The organism is Luteibacter sp. PvP120, from assembly GCF_054055715.1.
On the sequence record NZ_JBSRXP010000011.1, the window covers coordinates 20,061 to 38,084 of the forward strand.

15 protein-coding genes are annotated in these 18,024 nt (G+C 68.2%); 5 read left to right on the forward strand and 10 right to left on the reverse strand.

The genetic code is table 11. From position 1 onward, the window contains the following. Positions 1-88 precede the first annotated feature (88 nt). The 4 genes from ACVKN3_RS17565 to pepN form a co-directional block, all read right to left on the reverse strand. A complete protein-coding gene (locus tag ACVKN3_RS17565) occupies positions 89-2,428 on the reverse strand; it encodes a Tex family protein (RefSeq protein ID WP_354516901.1) in 2,340 nt (779 codons plus the stop codon). A 104-nt stretch (positions 2,429-2,532) separates the two neighbouring features. Then, positions 2,533-3,288, reverse strand: a complete 756-nt coding sequence (locus ACVKN3_RS17570; RefSeq protein WP_354516903.1) for an RDD family protein — start codon at positions 3,286-3,288, stop codon at positions 2,533-2,535. 59 nt (positions 3,289-3,347) lie between these two features. After that, positions 3,348-5,222, reverse strand: coding sequence for a tRNA uridine-5-carboxymethylaminomethyl(34) synthesis enzyme MnmG (mnmG, locus tag ACVKN3_RS17575; RefSeq protein WP_354516905.1), 1,875 nt, complete (start codon positions 5,220-5,222; stop codon positions 3,348-3,350). 496 nt (positions 5,223-5,718) lie between these two features. Further along, the gene (gene pepN / locus ACVKN3_RS17580; protein ID WP_354516907.1) at positions 5,719-8,367 is read right to left on the reverse strand and encodes an aminopeptidase N; all 2,649 of its coding nucleotides are present in this window, start codon (positions 8,365-8,367) and stop codon (positions 5,719-5,721) included. Between the two features lie 73 nt (positions 8,368-8,440). Between pepN and ACVKN3_RS17585 the strand changes: the two genes are divergently transcribed. The 3 genes from ACVKN3_RS17585 to ACVKN3_RS17595 all read left to right on the forward strand — a co-directional run bounded on the left by ACVKN3_RS17585 (position 8,441) and on the right by ACVKN3_RS17595 (position 11,113). Further along, entirely contained in the window at positions 8,441-9,445 is a 1,005-nt protein-coding gene (locus ACVKN3_RS17585) for an aldose 1-epimerase (RefSeq protein WP_354516909.1), read from the forward strand. After that, a complete protein-coding gene (locus tag ACVKN3_RS17590; RefSeq protein ID WP_354516911.1) occupies positions 9,442-10,386 on the forward strand; it encodes a threonine ammonia-lyase in 945 nt (314 codons plus the stop codon). Before ACVKN3_RS17585 ends, ACVKN3_RS17590 begins: the two co-directional genes overlap by 4 nt. Positions 10,387-10,564: 178 nt before the next feature. Further along, entirely contained in the window at positions 10,565-11,113 is a 549-nt protein-coding gene (locus ACVKN3_RS17595; protein ID WP_354516913.1) for a DNA-3-methyladenine glycosylase I, read from the forward strand. A gap of 37 nt (positions 11,114-11,150) precedes the next feature. Here the strand turns inward: ACVKN3_RS17595 and bioC are convergent, their stop codons facing one another. The 5 genes from bioC to bioB are packed head-to-tail and all read right to left on the reverse strand — an operon-like array spanning position 11,151 to position 15,796. Beyond that, complete coding sequence (gene bioC, locus ACVKN3_RS17600) at positions 11,151-12,038, reverse strand: malonyl-ACP O-methyltransferase BioC (RefSeq protein ID WP_354516915.1); 888 nt, start codon at positions 12,036-12,038, stop codon at positions 11,151-11,153. Beyond that, on the reverse strand, positions 12,035-12,808 hold the full coding sequence (gene bioH / locus ACVKN3_RS17605; protein WP_354516917.1) for a pimeloyl-ACP methyl ester esterase BioH: 774 nt from the start codon (positions 12,806-12,808) through the stop codon (positions 12,035-12,037). Before bioH ends, bioC begins: the two co-directional genes overlap by 4 nt. Further along, positions 12,805-13,542, reverse strand: coding sequence for a sulfurtransferase (locus tag ACVKN3_RS17610; protein WP_285403067.1), 738 nt, complete (start codon positions 13,540-13,542; stop codon positions 12,805-12,807). The genes bioH and ACVKN3_RS17610 overlap by 4 nt, the downstream gene beginning before the upstream one ends. A gap of 29 nt (positions 13,543-13,571) precedes the next feature. Continuing rightward, complete coding sequence (locus tag ACVKN3_RS17615) at positions 13,572-14,792, reverse strand: aminotransferase class I/II-fold pyridoxal phosphate-dependent enzyme (protein WP_354516919.1); 1,221 nt, start codon at positions 14,790-14,792, stop codon at positions 13,572-13,574. Beyond that, the gene (gene bioB / locus ACVKN3_RS17620) at positions 14,789-15,796 is read right to left on the reverse strand and encodes a biotin synthase BioB (RefSeq protein WP_285402618.1); all 1,008 of its coding nucleotides are present in this window, start codon (positions 15,794-15,796) and stop codon (positions 14,789-14,791) included. The genes ACVKN3_RS17615 and bioB overlap by 4 nt, the downstream gene beginning before the upstream one ends. Positions 15,797-15,979: 183 nt before the next feature. Between bioB and ACVKN3_RS17625 the strand changes: the two genes are divergently transcribed. Both ACVKN3_RS17625 and ACVKN3_RS17630 read left to right on the forward strand, forming a co-directional pair. Further along, positions 15,980-16,186, forward strand: a complete 207-nt coding sequence (locus ACVKN3_RS17625; RefSeq protein ID WP_036139110.1) for a hypothetical protein — start codon at positions 15,980-15,982, stop codon at positions 16,184-16,186. Between the two features lie 15 nt (positions 16,187-16,201). After that, entirely contained in the window at positions 16,202-16,915 is a 714-nt protein-coding gene (locus tag ACVKN3_RS17630; protein ID WP_354516922.1) for a ComF family protein, read from the forward strand. Here the strand turns inward: ACVKN3_RS17630 and ubiA are convergent. Continuing rightward, on the reverse strand, positions 16,904-17,800 hold the full coding sequence (gene ubiA / locus ACVKN3_RS17635; RefSeq protein WP_354517016.1) for a 4-hydroxybenzoate octaprenyltransferase: 897 nt from the start codon (positions 17,798-17,800) through the stop codon (positions 16,904-16,906). The two genes, ACVKN3_RS17630 and ubiA, sit on opposite strands and share 12 nt — an antisense overlap. Between the last annotated feature and the right edge of the window lie 224 nt (positions 17,801-18,024).

The following is an 18,024-nucleotide window of genomic DNA, read 5'->3' on the forward strand; positions in this document are numbered from 1 at the left end:
CGCGAGCGCATGCTGCGCCGCGGTAGGGGCTTGCGTACGGGTTGTCCCTGAGTCGCGCGCCCCCGAAGAGGCGCGCGCGTATGTTGCGTTATTTCTTAAGGGCGCGCGACAACGCATCGGCAAAGATGCTGTTGGCGGGCGCGGCCGCCGGCTTGGGCGGTGCCGCGTTGCGGTTGCCGCCGCCTTGTCCGCCACGGCGGTTGCCGCCGGTGCCGGCCGTGTCGTCGCGTGACCCCGGGCGGCCGCCGCGGGCTTCGCCCGGTACGTCGTCCAGGCGCATGCTCAGCGCGATACGTTTACGCGGCAGGTCTACTTCCATCACCTTCACCTTGACCACGTCGCCGGCCTTCACGGCATCGCGCGGGTCCTTGACGAAGGTGTGCGACAGGGCGGACACGTGGACCAGGCCGTCCTGGTGCACGCCGATGTCCACGAACGCACCGAAGGCCGCCACGTTGGTGACGCGCCCCTCGAGCACCATGCCGACGGTCAGGTCTTTCAGGTCTTCGACGCCCTCGGCGAAGCTGGGCGCGACGAACTCGGGACGCGGATCGCGACCGGGTTTTTCCAGCTCTTTCAGGATGTCGCGCACCGTGGGCACGCCGAAGGTTGCGTCGGTGAAATCTTCCGCCTTGAGGTTGCGCAGGAACGACGTGTCACCGATGACCTGCTTCACCTCGCGGCCGCACTGCTTGAGGATGCGCTCGACGACGGGGTAGGCCTCGGGATGCACCGAGCTGGCATCCAGCGGGTTGCTGCCGCCACTGATACGCAGGAAGCCGGCACATTGCTCGAATGCCTTGTCGCCCAGACGCGGCACCTTGAGCAGATCCTTGCGGCTGGGGAATGGGCCGTTCGCGTCGCGGTGCTTGACCACGTTCTCGGCCACGCTGCCGGACAGGCCCGCCACGCGTGCCAGCAGCGGCGCGGATGCCGTGTTCACGTCCACGCCCACGGCGTTCACGCAGTCCTCCACGCGCGCGTCCAGGGCGCGGGCCAGCTTCACCTGGTTCACGTCGTGCTGGTACTGGCCCACGCCGATGGCCTTGGGCTCGATCTTCACCAGTTCGGCCAGGGGATCCTGCAGGCGGCGCGCGATGGACACGGCGCCGCGGATGGAGACGTCCACGTCCGGGAATTCCTTCGACGCGAGCTCGGACGCCGAGTACACCGAGGCCCCCGCTTCGCTGACCACCACCTTGGACAGGTTGAGGTCGGCGTGCTTGCGCATCACCTCGCCGGCCAGCTTGTCGGTCTCGCGCGAGGCGGTGCCGTTGCCGATGGCGATCAGGTTGACGCCGTGCTGCTTGCTCAGCTGTGCGATGCGGGCGATGGACTGGTCCCACTGGTTGCGCGGCTCGTGCGGGTAGATGGTGTCGTAGGCCACCAGCTTGCCCGTGGCGTCCACGATGGCCAGCTTGCAGCCGGTGCGGATGCCCGGGTCCAGGCCCATGACCGTCTTCGCGCCGGCCGGCGCCGCAAGCAGCAGGTCTTTCAGGTTGTCGCCGAACACGCGGATCGCTTCGTCCTCGGCGCCTTCGCGCACGCGGCCGAACAGGTCCAGCGTCAGGTGCAGGTGCAGCTTCACGCGCCAGGTGAGGCGCACGGTCTCGCGCAGCCAGGCATCGGCGGCGCGGCCCTTGTTGACGATGCCCGCGCGTGCCGCCACGCGGCCTTCGCCCTCGGCATGGCCCTGGTCGGCATCGATGCCCGGCTGGAGGTCGATCTCCAGCACGCCTTCGTTGCGTGCGCGCATCAGGGCGAGCAGGCGATGCGACGGAATGCGCGAGACGGCTTCGGTGTGGTCGAAGTAGTCGCGGAACTTGGCACCCTCGTTTTCCTTGCCGGCTACCACGACGGCACGGATCTGGCCTTTTTCCCACAGCCAGTCGCGGAGTTCGCCGACGAGGGTGGCGTCTTCGGCAATGCTTTCCATCAGGATGGCACGCGCACCGTCGAGCGCGGCCTTGACGTCGGCGACGCCCTTGTCGGCATCGACGAAGCCGGCGGCGAGGGTTTCGGGCTGCTGCGTGGGATCGTCGCGCAGGCCGAGCGCCAGCGGTTCCAGCCCGGCTTCGCGCGCGATCTGGGCCTTGGTGCGTCGCTTGGGCTTGTACGGCAGGTAGAGATCTTCCAGGCGCGCCTTGGTGTCGGCGCCCAGGATGTCCGCCTTCAGGGCGTCGGTCATCTTGCCCTGCTCGACGATGCTGTCCAGGATCGCCGCACGGCGGTCTTCCAGCTCGCGCAGGTAGCGCAGGCGCTCTTCGAGGAGGCGCAGCTGGATGTCGTCGAGCCCGCCGGTGATTTCCTTGCGGTAGCGGGCGATGAACGGCACCGTGGCGCCGCCGTCGAGGAGTTCCACCGCCGCGCGCACCTGCTCGGGCTTGGCGGCGATGTCCTGGGCAATACGTTGTTCGATGCTCTGCATGGTTTTCCTGTGCTTTGCTCAGCCGGCCGGAACGTCGGGCCGGGCCGCCGATGATAGCAAGCACAGGGAACCACCCGGCCGACGGGCCGGGCGGCGCATCCGGGTCAGGCGTCGAAGCTGCCGCCGACGCCGCCTTGCGGGGCCGGCCGGGGCTGCCTGCCTACGCGGCCCATGACCACGTAGGTGCTGGCGAGCAGGTCATGAACACCCTGCTTGCGCTGGGTAAAGGCCGCGGTGACGTAGAACACCATCGGCACCAGCAGGGTCACCGCGTTCAACAAACGCACGGCGTTGCGCGCGGCGGCGCGGCCCAGGGTCAGCCGTTGCCCGGCGGTGTCGGTGACGCGGATACCGCAGGCCATCTTGCCGGGCGTGGCCTGCCACTTGGAGCTCTCGAACAGGACGTAGTAGGCAAAACCCACCAGCAGCACCACGTAGGAGATCGGCCGCATGGCTTCGGCATACGCGGCAACGGCCGCCGCCTGGTCGTGCTCCATCCGGGCGAACGTGCTGGTGATGACGTCGCCCATGCCCATCATGAGGCTGATGAAGGTGAACGGCACCATGAGCACGATGTAGTCGATCACCCAGGCGCCCAGGCGCAGCCAGAAACCGGCGTGCTCGGGCTCCACGGTGGCATCGTGGATGCCGAAGAAGGGCGGCGGTGGAGGCGGCACCGCGCCCGGCGCGACGGCGGGGCGCTCATCGGGGAAGAGTTCGCTGAGCGCGCGCCAGTCGGTCATGCCCTCGTGCCAGCCGAGTTCGTCGGGGCGGCAGGTGCCGTCCCTCAGCCACTGTCGGACTTCGTCGTCCGTATAAGGTCCGAACCGCTCGCCGTTACGTCCGATCCACACTTGCATGCTGTGCTCATCCCGCCTTTGCTGACGGGACGATGATGCCAGATGGATGCCCTGGCAGGTCAGGCCGCGCGGCGTTTGAGGTGAACCAGCAGCAGCGAAATGGCCGCGGGTGTCACGCCGCTGATGCGTGAGGCCTGGCCGATGGTGGTGGGAAGCGCACGCTTCAGCTTGAGCAGCACTTCGGCCGACAGGCCCCGGACGCGGTCGTAATCGAAGCTCTCGGGAATGCTGGTGGATTCCTGCCGGCGCTGGCGTTGGATGTCCTCACGCTGGCGCTCCAGGTAGCCGGCGTATTTCGCCTGCACCTCGACTTGCAGCGCCACTTCGGCATCGTCCACGGGCGGACCCAGTTCGGGCACGCCGGTCAGCGACGCGTAGTCCAGCTCGGGACGGCGCAGCAGATCCAGCGCATGGGTCTCGCGGCTGACGGCAATGCCCAGCGAACGCTGTACGGCGGCACCGAGTGTGTTGGCGGGCGCCGCCCAGAGGCCGCGCAGGCGAGCGGTCTCGCGCTCGGCCGCGTCGCGTTTGGCCTCTAAGCGGCGGAACCGATCCTCCGCCACCACGCCCTTGGCGTAGCCGTGCGCGGTGAGGCGCAGGTCGGCGTTGTCCTCGCGCAGGTGCAGGCGGTACTCGGCCCGTGAGGTGAACATGCGATAGGGCTCGATGGTGCCGTTGGTGGTCAGGTCGTCGATCAGCACGCCCATGTAGGCTTCGTCGCGACGCGGGTACCAGGGCGCCTCGCCCCGCACGACCAGCGCGGCGTTCATGCCGGCGATCAGGCCCTGGGCGCCTGCTTCCTCGTAACCGGTGGTGCCGTTGATCTGCCCGGCGAACCACAGGCCGGGAATGGCCTTGGTTTCCAGCCAGGGATGCAGGCCGCGCGGATCGAAGTAGTCGTATTCGATGGCGTAGCCGGGGCGCGTGATATGCGCGTTGGCGAAGCCGGGGATCGAACGCACCAGGGCGTACTGCACATCGAACGGCAGGGAGGTGGAAATGCCGTTGGGATAGATTTCGTAGGTATCCAGTCCTTCCGGCTCGACGAAGATCTGGTGGGAGGTCTTGTCGGCGAAGCGAACCACCTTGTCCTCGATCGACGGGCAATAGCGTGGGCCCACCCCTTCGATCTGGCCGCTGTACAGCGGCGAACGATCCAGCGATCCGCGAATCAGGTCGTGCGTCGCTTCGGTGGTGTGCGTGATCCAGCAGCTAACCTGACGTGGGTGCTCCGCGGCCGAGCCCATGTAGGAAAAGTGTGGCATGGGTTGGTCGCCGGGTTGTTCCGCCAGCCGCGAGAAATCGATGCTTCGGCTGTCGATGCGCGGTGGCGTACCCGTTTTAAGCCGGTCGGCGGCGACGGGCAGTTCGCGTAGTTTCGCGGCCAGCGTGGAGGCCGGCGGATCGCCTGCGCGCCCGCCCGCGTACTGCGCGCTGCCGATGTGGATCTTGCCGGCGAGGAAGGTGCCTGCCGTGAGCACGACGGCGGGCGCATGGAAGTCCAGGCCCATCTGCGTGCGCACGCCGGCCACGCGACCGTCGACGAGGATCAGGTCGTCCACCGCCTGCTGGAACAGCGACAGGTTGGGCTGCGTTTCGACCATCGAGCGGATCGCGGCGCGATAAAGCGCGCGATCGGCCTGGCAGCGCGTGGCGCGGACCGCGGGGCCCTTCGATGCATTGAGGGTGCGCCACTGGATACCGGCGCGATCCGCGGCACGGCCCATGGCGCCACCCAGGGCGTCGATTTCCTTGACCAGGTGGCCCTTGCCGATGCCGCCGATCGCCGGGTTGCAGCTCATCTGGCCGATGGTTTCGATCGAGTGGCTGAGCAGGAGCGTGCGCGCGCCGGCGCGCGCGGCAGCCAGCGCGGCCTCGGTACCGGCGTGTCCGCCACCGACCACGATGACGTCATAGGTTTCTGAATGCAGCATGGGAAGGTTTCGGACAGAACGTGCCGTGATTTTACGCCGAGTGGAGCCCCTGCGCCGGCCGGAGCGTCAGTCGCCTTCGGTGGCTTTGGCACGCCTCGTGCTTCCTTCCTGGTGCACTTCAACCAGGCAGACGCTGCGCGATCATACGCGCGCCGAGACCGAACGCAGGGGTTTGGTCGCGTGCTGGTAGAAGGAAGCGGGATGTGGGCAAGGATGCCTCATTCGGTTCGAATGAGATCTGGCGCCCGGCGGTCTCAGGAACAGGGGGAATCCAGGATGACCGTGCTGCCGGGCGCCAGAAACCGAGTGACTGGCACGAAGGCCGTAGCTGACAGCTGCGGCTTTCTTCGTTGTAGGCGAATCTACACCGTTCACATCCCCCGAGTGTGATTTTTTTGTCAAACTTGCGCTCTATTTCGGCAATGAGTGACGCAGTGCGTCAGTCTTGTACCCTCACTGTCGCAGGTTGTGACGCAGGTCACGCTTCCACCGCCGCCTAACCCATCGCGATGCGGGCCAGGATGTCAGTCAGGTCCCTCGACAGGTCCTTGCGTGCGGCCAGGCCGGCAATCACGGCGTGGGCAGCCTCTTGCCGCACCGGCTCGAGTCGCTTCCAGCCGTTGAAAGCCGTGGCCACCCGTGCCGCCACCTGCGGGTTCAGCGCATCGATCGCTACCAGGCGGTCGCCCAGCCAGCGATAGGCCGCGCCATCGGCGCGATGGAAGCCGGTGGGGTTGGCCCGCGCGAACGTGCCGATCAACGACTGCACCCGGTTCGGGTTCTTCAGCGTGAACGCCGCATCGTGCTCGATGGATTGCACGAGGGCGAACGCGCCGTCCCCGGGGAGCTGGGCCTGCGCGGCAAACCACTTGTCCAGCGCCAGCGCATTGCCCGCGTAGCGCTGACGGAAGTGAGCAAGGGCGGGTGCTGCAGCCATCGGATCGAGGGTTGCCAGCGTGGTCAGCGCGGCCAGGCGATCGGTCATGCCCGGCGCCGCGTCGTACTGCGCGCGGGCCAGCCCCGTGGCGGTGCCTGGATCGACCAGCCCCAACAGATCGAGCACGCGACGCTTCAGCTGCCGGCCGGCTTGCGCGGATGCATCCAGCGCCGCCGTGGTGGCGGCATGCAGCGACCGGTAGCGATCGTGCAACGCGTCGTGCCCGATGCGGGTAGCCAGCGCGTGCAACATGGCTTGGCGCACCGCGCGGATACGGTCGGGGTCGCGTTCGGGCTGGCGCTCCACCAGTTCGATCTCGCCCGGCGGCGTCAGCAGCTCGGCGAGCAGGGCGTCATCCACCGACGCGTCGTGGAACAGGTCGGCAAGCGCCGTCGTCCAGGCGTCGAGCGCCGCAGCGCCTGGCCGGCTGTCGCGGACGTCGTCATACGCCAGCCCCGCAAGCTGCTGGCCGGCTTCCCACCGATTGAAGCCGTCGGCGTCGTGGCGCAGCAACAGCGCCAGCTCGTCGGGCGCGTAGTCGCATTCCAGGATCACCGGCGCCGAAAAACCACGCAGCAACGAGGGCACGGGAGGTGCGTCGATGTCCTCGAAGACGAAGACCTGTTCCGGACCATCCAGCACCATCGTGCGCTCGATGCCGGCCGCCGCCGGCTCGCCGTCGAGGCGCAACGGCAGCGCCTTGCCGTCCCGCGCGAACAGCGATAGCCGCACCGGTATGGGGAGCGGCTGCTTGGTCGGCTGGCCGGGGCCTGCCGGTGTGCGCTGGCGCAAGGTCAGCCGGTAGCGCCGCCGTGACGCGTCGTGCTGCCCTTCGGCGGTCAGTCGTGGTGTGCCCGCCTGGCCGTACCAGGCCAGGTAAGGCGAAAGGTCGGTGTGGTTGGCTTCGCCCAGCGCCGTGAGGAAATCCTCGATCGTGGCGGCCTGGCCGTCGTGGCGGTCGAAGTAGAGGTCCATGCCGCGACGGAAGCCGTCGGCGCCGAGGTGGCCGGCCAGCATGCGGACCAGCTCCGAGCCTTTCTCGTACACCGTGGCGGTGTAGAAGTTGTTGATTTCGCTGTACTGCGAGGGCCGCACCGGGTGCGACAACGGGCCGGCATCTTCCGGGAACTGGGCCCGGCGGAGCAACGATACGTCCTCGATGCGCTTGAGCGGCGCGGAGTTCATGTCGGCCGAGAAGCCCTGCTCGCGGAAGACGGTCAGGCCTTCCTTGAGGCTGAGCTGGAACCAGTCGCGGCAGGTGACCCGGTTGCCACTCCAGTTGTGGAAATATTCGTGGGCCACCACGGCCTCGACATGGCGATATTCGTCGTCCGTGCTCGAGTCGGCGTCGGCCAGCAGGTATTTCGCGTTGAAGATGTTGAGTCCCTTGTTCTCCATCGCACCCATGTTGAAGTCGTGCGTGGCGACGACGTGGAAGACGTCAAGGTCGTAGTTGCGCCCGTAGGTCCGCTCGTCCCACTGCATGCAGCGGATCAAAGAATCCATGGCGTAGTCGCAGCGATCGATGACATCGGCCTCCGCCCAGATGTGCAGCGCCACCGCACGGCCTTCCGCCGTGGTGTAGTCGTGGCTGATGCGTTCCAGGTGGCCCGCGACCAGGGCGAACAGGTAGCTCGGCTTCGGGTGCGGGTCGACGAAACGCGCCCAGTGGCGGCCGTCGGGCAGGTCGCCCGAGCCGTCGGGGTTGCCGCCGGCGAGGAGCACCGGGAACCGCGCCTTGTCGGCACGCAATTCCACCGTGAAGGTGGACAGGACGTCGGGGCGATCGGGGAAGAAGGTGATATGCCGGAACCCTTCGGCCTCGCACTGGGTCAGCAGGAAGCCCTTCTCGCGACTGCCCGAGAGGTACAACCCTTCGAACGCCGTATTCTCCGCCGGGCGCACGGCCACGCGCGTGCCGATCGTGCACTGGTCTGCCTGGACGGGCACTTCGAGCACGCCGTGGGCCAGCGTGTACTCACCCTCGTGGAGCACACGGCCGTCCACCGACACTTCCAGGAGTTCCACGCCCTCGCCATCCAGCCGCACGGGCTCGGCGGCACGGCGGCGCAGCACGAGCGTAGCCGTCACTTCACTGCGGTCGATGCCCAGGTCGAAACAAAGTGCGGTGTGTTCGACCGACCAGGCAGGGGGCCGGTAATCGGCGAGGCGGATGGGGGCGGTGGGGGCGTCCAGGCGATCGCTCATGGCAGGGCACACACATATTCTGGTCAGACAGGCAGGCTAACATGCGGCCAGATCCCCCAAAAGGAAGCCTGCCATGCCCCGTTTCACCGTGACGCGCTCCACCCTCGGCGCCCAGGAACTGATCGTGCTGGTCGATGCCGACGCGGATCGCGAGGTCCGCATCGCGCGCCGTGGTGCGACCGTGCTCTCGATCGACACGCGTGCCGGCAACGCGCACCGCAACATCGCCGATGGTTTCCGCGACGAAGCCGAACTGGTCGGTCACAAGGGGTCGCGCTTCGCGATCATGACGCCGTTCGCCAACCGCATCGACGACTCGCGTTACACGTTCGAGGGCACGCCCTACGACCTGCAGCCGGGCGTGACCGGGGCAGACCGCGCCGCCCGCCACGGCTTCCTTCGCGGCGTGCTGTTCGACGTACAGCGGGAAGGTGGCGACGACGACCACGCCTCGGTCACCCTGGGCACGCAGGTCATTCGCCCGGGCCTGCAACCCGGTTATCCGTTCTCGCTGGATGTCGCCGTGACCTTCACGCTCGACGAGCATGGCCTCCGTGTCGACGCGCACACGCGAAATGTCGGCGACGCCACCGCGCCCACCTTCTTCGGCTGGCATCCGTACTTCCGGTTGTCGGACAACCCCATCGAGACGTGGGAGCTGCATGTCCCGGCCGAGCAGATCATCGCCACCGACGCGGGTTTCATCCCGCTGCCGGGGACACGGGCCTGGCAGGCCATGGACAAGGCCGATCGCAGTCTGGATTTTCGCCAGGCGCGCCCGATCGGCCACGCCGAGTTGAACCACACGTATGCCGACCTGCAACGGGATACCGATGGCCGTTCACGTACACGCCTGCGCGATCCCGCGACGGGCGCCTGCATCGCGGTGTGGCAGGAGCGTGGCGTCATGCTGGTTTTCACGGCCGACACGGCCGAACGCGACGCACGCAAGTCCGTGGCGCTCGAGCCGATGGAATGCATGCCCAACGCGTTCAACCGCGACGATTGCACGCCACTGATCACGCTGGCGCCGGGCGAAGAACGCCGCTTCGCCTGTGGCGTGGAGTTCGTGGCGTGAGACCGCCATCGTTCGCCGATGTGCGCGACGCGGCCGCACGCATCGCGCCGCATGCGCTGGTCACCCCCGTGCTACGCAGCGACCGGCTGGACGCCCTGCTCGGCGCATCCGTGGTCTTCAAATGCGAGAACCTGCAACGCGGCGGTGCGTTCAAGTTTCGCGGTGCGACCAACGCCGTGTGGTCCCTGACCGACGAGGAAGCGGCGCGCGGCGTGGTGACGCATTCGTCGGGCAACCACGGCAACGCGCTGGCCATGGCAGCGCGTACGCGCGGTATCGCGGCCCATGTCGTCGTCCCCGAGGGCGCGGTGAAGGCGAAGGTCGAGGCCATTCGCATGGCGGGCGCCACCCTCCATCGATGCGCACCCAGCACCGCCGCGCGGGAACGGATGACGGCCGACCTGCAAGCGGAGACCGGCGCGACCCTGGTCCACCCCTATGCCGATGTGCGCGTCATGGCCGGGCAGGGCACGCTTGTGCCCGAGCTGCTTCGCCAGGCACCGGGTGTGGATACCTTGATCTTCCCTGTCGGTGGCGGTGGGCTTGCCGCCGGGTGCTCCGTCGCCGCGCACGCGATCGATCCGCGCATCGTGCTCTTCGGTGCCGAGCCCGAAGGCGCGGACGACACGGCACGTTCGCTGGAAACGGGGCGCCGGGCCGAGCCGTTCACGGCGGACACCGTCTGCGACGGACTGCGCACGCTCGTCGGCGAGCCCAATCTCGAGGTACTGCGCACGCACGATGTCGGCGTGCTGCGCGTCAGCGATGCCGAGGCGGTGGAGGCGATGAAACTGCTGTGGGCGGAGTTGCGCCTGGTGATCGAAGTGTCCAGCGCCACAGTACTCGCCGCGATGCTGCGCCATCGCCAGCGTTTCGTCGGACGCCACATCGGCGTGGTGCTCAGCGGCGGCAATGTCGACCTGGATGCGTTGCCCTGGTAGACCCGCGTATCCGCCTGTGACACCGACACACTGACGGAAACGCCCCGTGCTTCTATAGGCAGCCGACGGAAGTCATGCCGCTGTCTTTCGCACAGCGGGTGACAGGCGGCGCGGACATCGGCCGGCCCGCTCGTCTCCGTATGCTGGCGCTTCGTCCGGAGAAGCGTGAGGTGGGGCCATGCGGTGCGACTGGGCCGAGCGAAGCGATGTCGAGCGGGAGTATCACGACACCGAGTGGGGAGTCCCGGTGCATGACGACAGTCGCCTTTTCGAGCGGTTGACCCTGCACGGTGCGCAGGCGGGGCTGGGCCTTCGACTGGTGCTGAGCAAGCGCGAGCACTATCGGCGCGTGTTCCATGGCTTCGACATTGCCCGCGTCGCTGCGATGAACGATACCGAGATGGCAGCCGTCGCGGCAGATCGCGGTGTCATTCGGCACCGCCTCAAGCTGGCCTCGGTTCGCGGCAATGCGCGCGCCAGCGTGCGGATCATCGAGGAAAGCGGCTCACTGTGCGCCTACCTCTGGGCCTTCGTCGGCGGCGTGCCCTGCGTCAATGCGTGGCATCGTTTTCACGACGTGCCGGTGCGCAGCGAGGTATCTGACCGGATGAGCGCCGCATTGCGCGAGCGCGGTTTCCGCTTTGCCGGCACGGCGATCTGCTACGCGCTCATGCAGTCCGCCGGCCTGGTCAACGATCATCTGGTCGACTGCCCGCGCTATCGTTGATCCGGCGCGATGCCGCTTTGTGCGACGTCCCTGCCGTTCAGAACGGCGTCTTGCGCCGGGAGCCGCGAAGATTGTCGATGGGGAAGCTGGCGATCTCGCCGCTGCCTTCGCGCCGCGACTGGCCGGCGGGCGGGCCCCAGGCATGGGCGGTCACCACTTCCCAGGTAGATGGAATAAGGCCGTCGCTGCGCATGCCCTCGTATGCATCGATCATGCGCCGGTAATGCTGCTTGCCGGTGAGGCCGCGCACGCGGTCGGCGTCGGCGTTGTTCGCGCCCAGTCCCTTGAGTTCGTCGAGGACCGCACGCGGCGTCGGATAGGTCAGCGTGTAACGCTCGGCGAACAGCACCGGGTCCTTCAGGCCCTGCGCCAGCATCGCATCGCCGACATCGTGCATGTCGAGGAAGCGGGCGACATGGGCATGCTCGTCCGCCGCCGCCCATGCGGCGCGCAACTCGCCGAGGGTGTCCGGCCCGAAGGTGGAGAAGGTGAGCAGGCCGCCGGGCTTCAGCACGCGCGCGCACTCGGCGAACAGTCGCGTCAGGTCCTCGCACCACTGGAAGCAGAGGTTGGAAAACAGGATATCGACACTGTGGTCAGGCACGGGCAGGGTATACGCGTCGGCAACCACGCGGCCGAAGGGCTTCAGCCAGCCCGTATGCTGGCGCGCCTGTTTCAGCATCGGCAGCGCCAGGTCGATCGCGATCACCTGGGCCTTCGGATAGCGCTTCTTCAGGGCGGCGCTGCCGCGGCCGGTGCCCGCGCCGACATCGAGCACGATGTTCGGCGTCGCTTCGTACATCTCCAACCGGTCGACCAGGGTGGCCTGCACTTCGCGCTGCAGGGCATCGTGTTTTTCGTAGGTGCCCGCGGCGCGGCCGAAGTTGCGGCGCACCTGGCGTCGATCGAAGTGGAAGTCGCTCATGGATTCGCGTCGGTGAAGTGCGTGAGGGCCTCCGCCACGGCGGCGGCATGACCAATGAAGGGGGCATGCCCCGCGTGGGCGATCTCGATGAACTGGCCGCCGGCGGCTTCCGCGCACCAGCGCATCGCCTCGGGATGGACGATGCGATCGCGGCGACCCGCGATCCACAGGCTGGGCGGCAGCATGTCGGGCAAGCGTGCTCGCAGGTCGGTGGCCTCGAGCACGCGCAGGCCTTCGCCGAGGACGCGTGGGTCGGGTTCGCCCCGCGAGAAGGCTTCGTCCTTGAGGCGCCGTGCTTCCGCCTTCGGGTCCGGACTGCCCATGGCTTCCAGGGCGATGAAGCGTTCGACCGTCGCGCGGTAGTCGGCATCCAGGTCCGTGGCGAGTTTCCGGACCATGCCGGCATCGTTGCCGTAGGGCCAGTCGTCGCTGCGCACGAAACACGGTGCCGAGCACATCGGCACCACGGTGCGTACGTGTGCCGGCAACTCCAGGGCCGCGGTGACGGCGATCAGGCCGCCCAGCGACCAGCCCAGCCAGGTGGCCGGCGGCGTGGCCTCGGCAATGGCACGTGCGCACGCCAGCGGTTGCAGTGGGATGTCGGCGTCGCGGGAGTAGCCATGGCCGGGAAGGTCCACGATATACATCGTGAAGCGATCTTCCAGTGCCTCGGCGAGAGGCGCCATGATGCCGCCGTGCATGGCCCAGCCGTGGATCATCACCAGGGGCGCGGGGCCGCTGCCGCGGGTCTCGATATGCAGGCCGGTCACGCCGGTGTGCTCGGTGCCAGGGTCGGGTCCACCGCGCCGCGGTCGTCGAACACGAAGCAGTCGCCACGCCAGTGGGCGCCACCGACCTTCTCGAAATAATTCAGGATGCCGCCTTCCAACTGGTAGACATGCTCGATGCCGATGCCGGCCATGTGGATCGCGGCTTTCTCGCAGCGGATGCCGCCGGTGCAGAAGGACACCACCGTCTTGCCTTCGAAGCGGGCGCGATCCGCGGCCACGGCCGCGGGGAAGGCGGTGAAGCTGGCAATACCGTAGTCGATCGTGTTCTCGAACGTGCCCGCCGCCACTTCGTAATCGTTGCGCGTGTCCAGCAGCAGCACGTCACGTCCGTCGTCGTCATGGCCCTGGTCGAGCCAGCGGCGCAGGTCGGCGGGCATGACGTGCGGCGCCCGCCCGGCTTCGGGGCGTATAGCCGGCGCGCGCATGGTGATGATTTCCTTCTTCAGGCGCACGCGCATGCGGCTGAAAGGCAGGGCATCGGAAAGGCTTTCCTTCGGCACGATGTCCGCGAAGCGGGTGTCCTCGCGCAACCAGGCGAGGAAGCGGTCGATGGCGTCGCGCGGCGCGGCCAGGAACAGGTTGATGCCTTCCGGCGCCAGCAGGATCGTTCCCTTCAGCGCGAGCGCGTCGCAGCGTTCGACGAAGCGCGCGCGCAACGCCGCCGTATCGTCGAGGGCGACGAACTTGTAGGCGGAGATATTGAGGATCGACATGGGCATGGCAGGGGACGTGCGGCCGTCCATTATACGGCCACGTCTTCCCGCGCGCGGGGTAGCGCCGCCAGGGCATCCAGCAGGGCGTCGATGCGGGAAGGCGTATGGGTTGCCGACAGCGTGATACGCAGGCGGGCGGCACCCGCGGCTACGGTCGGCGGACGGATCGCCACCACCAGGAAGCCCGCGGCTTCCAGCGCGGCCGCGGCGGCCATGGCGTCGCCGGCGCCGCCGATCAGCAGGGGCTGGATCGCGGTGCGCGACGACATCACCGGCAAGCCCAACTGGCGGGCCCCCTCACGAAACCGGGCGACGTTGTCTTCCAGTCGCGCCCGTCGGCCTTCGGGGTCCTGTCGTACCAGGCGCAGGGCGGCACGCGTGGACGCTGCCAGCGCCGCCGGCATGGCCGTCGTGTAGATGTAGGAGCGGGCGAACTGCACGATGCCCTCGACGATCTCGGCCTTGCCGGCCACGAACGCCCCGGCGCTGCCCAGGGCCTTGCCCAGCGTGCCCATCAGCACCGGCACGTCGTTGGCGTCCAGGCCCGCGGCGGCAACGGAGCCGGCACCCTCGGGACCGAGCACGCCCAGGCCGTGCGCGTCGTCGACATACAGCGTGGCGCCACGCTCCCTGCAGGCCTGCGCCAGGTCCGCCAGCGGCGCGACGTCGCCATCCATGCTGAACACGCCATCGGTCGCCAGCAATGCCGGCAGCCCGGGACAGGCGTCGAGCTGACGTCCGGCGGATGCCGCATCACCGTGCGCGTATCGCCGCAGGTCCGCCCCGGCGAGGAGGGCGCCATCCAGCAGGCTGGCGTGGTTGAGCCGGTCCTGCACGCAGAGGGCGGTGGGCTTGCCGGGCGAAGGCATCCCTCCCGCGCCGAGCAGCGCCTGTAATGCCCCCAGGTTGGCCATGACCCCGGTGGAAAACAGCGCGGCGCGTTCGCGGCCGGTCCAGTCGGCCAGCTCTTCCTCCAACGCCGCGTGCTCGCCCCGATGGCCCGAGACCAGATGGGCGGCTCCGGTGCCGACGCCCTCGGCGAGGGCACTGCGGTGCATGGCGGTGACCAAATCGCGGTGCCCGGCCAGGCCGAGGTAATCGTTGCCGCAGAAGTCGTCCAGCACGCGTCCGTCGACGAGCCGTCGCGAGCCGCCGCGCACCTCGCAGGTGCGCGTGCGCCGCAGCAGGCCCGCCTGCTCGCGCGCCGCGCGGGCGGCTTCCAGGCGAACGAGGAGCTGCGGCTGGCTCACGCCGCGTCGGCGCGTTCGACGATGTCCGCGTGTACCGTGCCGGGCTCGATGTCCACCTCCATAGGCTTCAGGCCGAGGCGCTCGAACAGGCGGCGGTCGTGTTCCACGTCCGGATTGCCTGTGGTCAGCAGTTTTTCGCCGTAGAAGATCGAGTTGGCGCCGGCGGCAAAGCACAGTGCCTGGAGCGCGTCGTCCATCGACTCGCGCCCTGCCGACAGGCGCACCACCGATGCGGGCATGAGGATGCGCGCCACGGCGATGCTGCGCACGAACTCGAACGGGTCCAGCGCCTCGGTGCCGGCCAGCGGCGTGCCGGGCACCTGGACCAGGCGGTTGATGGGCACCGACTCCGGATGCTCGGGCAGGTTGGCCAGCGTCATCAGCAGGCCGGCCCGCTGTGCGCGCGATTCGCCCATGCCCACGATGCCGCCGCAGCAGGTCTTCATGCCGGCATGGCGCACGTTCTCCAGGGTGTCCAGGCGATCCTGGTACTCACGCGTGTGGATGATCTCGCCGTAATAGTCCGGGGAGGTATCCAGGTTGTGGTTGTAGAAATCCAGCCCGGCGGCCTTCAGCGTCTGCGCCTGCGGCTGGCTGAGCATGCCCAGCGTGGCGCAGGTCTGCAGCCCCAGCGCCTTCACCGCGCCGACGATCTCGGCCACCTTGGCCACATCGCGGTCTTTCGGTGAGCGCCAGGCGGCGCCCATGCAGAAGCGGCTGGCGCCGGCATCCTTGGCGGCCTGCGCCCGGGCAACCACGGCCTCGACGCTCATCAGCTTCTCGGCCTTCACCCCCGTGGCATAGCGGGCGGCCTGGGGGCAGTAGGCGCAATCCTCCGGGCAGCCGCCGGTCTTGATCGACAGCAGGGTGGACACCTGCACCGCGTTGGGATCGTGATACTGGCGGTGTACGCCCTGGGCCTGGAACAACAGGTCGTTGAAGGGCAGGGCGAAGAGGTGCTCGACCTCGTCGCGGGACCAGTCGTGGCGAAGGGCTGCGGTCATGGCGTGGCTTCCAGGGGCGAAGGCGCGCAGTGTGGAAAGGCCTGCCCCTACTGTCAACCAGGGTGGCCTGTGTAAAGTTGACGGTGGCCCGGGCCAAGCCGCAGCTTAACGGCGGGGTGGCGCTTTCAACCCAACCTCACGCAACCCGCCTACCATGGTGTCATTCCTACAGGAGGCCTTCCCATGAGCACCGGTCAAGGCAGCGGCGGCAACGTCCTTGCCGCTATCTGCAGTTTCTTCATTCCCGGCCTGGGCCAGCTCGTCCAGGGCCGCGTCTTCAAGGCGTTGATCATGTTCGTGCTGGCCGCGGTCCTCTGGATCATCTGGCTCGGCTGGATCATCCACCTGTGGTCCATCGTCGACGCGGCCATGTTCCGCCGTCGCGACTGACCCGCCCGCCGACGCATGGACGCGTCCCGTTTCCTACCTTGGCTGAGCGCGGCGCCCCGCTTCCTGCTGGCGCCGCGCTGCTTGGTCTGCGAGGCGCCAAGCGAGACCGGGCGCGCGCTCTGCCGGGCCTGTCATGCCGGCCTGGTGCGCAACGACAGTTGCTGCGGGCGCTGCGCACAGCCCCTCCCCACCTCCGTTCCGGCCTGCGCCACGTGCCTGCAGGGCGATCGCCCCTGGGCGGACCTGTGGGTGCCCTTCGTCTACACCTGGCCGCTGGACGAACTGGAGCGCCGCTTCAAGTTCGCAGGCAGCCTCGTCGCCGGACGCGTCCTGTCGCAATGCTGGCTCGACACCGGATGCCCGCCGACGACGCCCGATCTGCTGTTGCCCATGCCGCTGCATCGTTCACGCCTGCGCTCGCGCGGCTATAACCAGGCGATGGAGCTGGCGCGTCATCTGGGTCGACGGCTTTCCATACCCGTACGACATGACGTCCTGCAACGGGTGAAGAAGACCCGGCCGCAGACCGACCTCGATGCGGCCGCGCGTGCGGCGAACATCCGCGGTGCGTTCCATGTAAGGCGCGTGCCGTCCCAGCGCCATGTCGCCCTGGTCGACGATGTCATGACCACCGGCGCCACCCTTGGCGAATGCGTGCGCACATTGACCGACGCCGGTGTGGCCCGGGTGGATGTCTGGGCGCTGGCGCGAACGCCCTTACCCGCGTAGGGCCAGCGCCAGCACGATGCCCACCCACAGCGCGAGGCCGACCCAGTTGTTCTGGCGGAACGCGGTAAGGCAGGCCTGCCGCTCGCGATGGCGCATGGTCCACTGCTGCCAGGCGAACAGGCCGGTGGTCACCGCCAGGCCCAGCCAGTACGGCCAGCCCAGCCCCGATCGCGTGCCGACCAGCAGCATGGCCAGCAGGAACGTGCCCATGAGGATGCCGATGATGACGAGGTCCGCGTCGGCGAACAGGATCGCCGTGGACTTCGCCCCCGCCTTGATGTCTTCCTCGCGATCCACCATGGCGTACTCGGTGTCGTAGATCACCGACCAGAGGATGTTGCCGATGAACAGCAGCCAGGCCACGGGCGGCACGCTATGCGTCACGGCGGCGAACGCCATCGGGATAGACCAGCCGAACGCCGCGCCGAGCACCACCTGCGGCAGGTTGGTGTAGCGCTTGGTGAAGGGATAGAGCGCCGCGAGGGCGGCACCGCCGAACGACAGCAGGATCGTCAGCGTGTTGGTGAACAGCACCAGCACGAACGAAAACGCCAGCAGCCCGGCGAACACGTAAAGCGCCTCGCGAGGCGCGACGCGTCCACTGGCGATGGGGCGCCCGGCCGTACGGGCCACCTGCGGATCGAGCTTGCGATCGGCATAGTCGTTGATGGCGCAACCGGCGGAGCGCATGGCAAACACGCCCAGCGTGAAGATCACCAGTGGGCCGATTGGCGGGAAATCGCGGGCCGCCAGCCACAGCGCCCACCAGGTCGGCCACAGCAGCAGCAGCGCGCCGATGGGGCGATCCATGCGAGTGAGCACGAGGTAGGCGTGGACTTTCTCGCGTCGCGCGGGGGGCAGGCCCTTGAGCAGGAACGCCAGCACGCGCTCGGCCGTGGTGGAGGCATCCGCGGGGCGCGCGGCGGGCGTGGGCGCGGGGCTGACCGTGGGCCGCATGCCAGGCGATGCCTTGCGTCGCGCCGTGGGTTTCTTGGAGGAAGGGCTCATAAGAGAAGTCTAGCGATCACAAACGGAAAAAGGCTGTTCACGCCTAACCGCGGGAGGGTGGCGTGGTAATTGGGTTTAAAGCCGCTGCTCGTGCGATATCG